Consider the following 1,476-nt stretch of genomic DNA (forward strand, 5'->3'; position numbering starts at 1 on the left):
AAGCATCTAATGTTTTAAGCTTAAGCATTAGATGGAGAAGGGAAGAATTCTGTTACAAAACTTAGATATAAAATCTGTCGGGCAGATAAGAGTTCCCTTCTCAAAAGTAGAGGCTGGACGGTATCGTAGAAAGATCTAAATGGTTCTAATTCTGTATCCACAAGACTAGCCTTACTTTTCATTTTTAATGGTAACGTATGGGGTTATATATGATCAACAACTTTTTGGGCATAGACATATCAAAAGATCGCTTTGATGTTTTTCTCTCATTCATAAGCAAAAAAGGAAGACGTGAAACTAGAAAAAGGAGTTTTAAAAACGAGGACTCTGGGTTTCAAGGTTTGCTAAGTTTTCTACAAAAGCATAATGTGGAAGAAGTGAAGGCATGCATGGAGGCTACTGGTTGTTATAGCGAAGCTTTGGCTGAATTTCTGCACAACGCTGGACATTTTGTTAGTGTTATAAATCCTTATTGTATTAAATCTTATGCGAGGAGTAAGCTTGTAAGACAAAAGAATGATCAGACCGATGCAGAAATTATTGCTGATTATTGCCAAAGACAGGAACCAACTCGTTGGACACCACCTTCTCCTGAATTGAAAAAATTAAAACATCTTTATCGTTGCTCGGCTGCGTTAAAAGATGAATTAACATTAATAAATAATCATCTAGAAAAAAAAGAGAGACTGCCTAAAGAAGTTGCAAATGCTTGGGAAGACCTTGCAATGAATGTAGAACAAAAAATAGAAAGAATAAAAAACTCCATACATGAACTATTAAAGCAACACAAAGAGTTATTAGAAAATTTTCAACTTCTATTGACTATTCCAGGTATAGGAGAAGAGTCAGCAATAGCTATTTTAGCTGAAGTTCCTGACATAAAGGCTTTTAGAGATGCCAGGCAATTGGCAGCATACGTAGGAGTTATACCGCGAAATATGACGTCGGGTTCATCTGTATATGGTAAACCCAGATTAAGTAAATCAGGTTCACGAACACTACGTAAGGCAATGTATTTTCCCGCCATAGTAGCTAAGAATCACAATCCTATCATTATAAGCTTTTGCCAAAGATTAAAGGGTAAGCATAATATGGCCATCGTTGGTGCTGCAATGCGTAAGCTACTCCATATCATTTTCGGTATTCTGAGATCCAAAAGTGCTTTTAACCCTGACCATATCAAAAATTACAGGGCTAGGAGATTGACTGAAGCTTTAGTGATTTAAAATCAAAAAATGCTACATCTGATCTTATGTAAAACAGTATTTTATACAAATTTATTTAATGTAGTTGGTTAGTGTATATGTTGATAAGTAAATTGGCTTTATGTATGCAAGACAGCAGAAATATACTTATCAACATATACACTAACTATAATTTGCATACCTCTACACAGTTGGAAGTATTTTTTGATTTCGCAATACAGCTTATAAGATTCAATTTTTATAATTTTCTTGTTGACTGGCAAGACGGTAT

Annotated in this window: 1 protein-coding gene; it reads left to right on the forward strand. The window is 34.7% G+C overall.

Annotated features, from left to right (window positions below):
- Nucleotides 1-209: 209 nt before the first annotated feature.
- Complete coding sequence (locus HET73_RS07415; protein WP_174133555.1) at nt 210-1,226, forward strand: IS110 family RNA-guided transposase; 1,017 nt, start codon at nt 210-212, stop codon at nt 1,224-1,226.
- Nucleotides 1,227-1,476 lie beyond the last annotated feature (250 nt).

It is taken from the genome of Wolbachia endosymbiont of Atemnus politus (genome assembly GCF_013309895.1).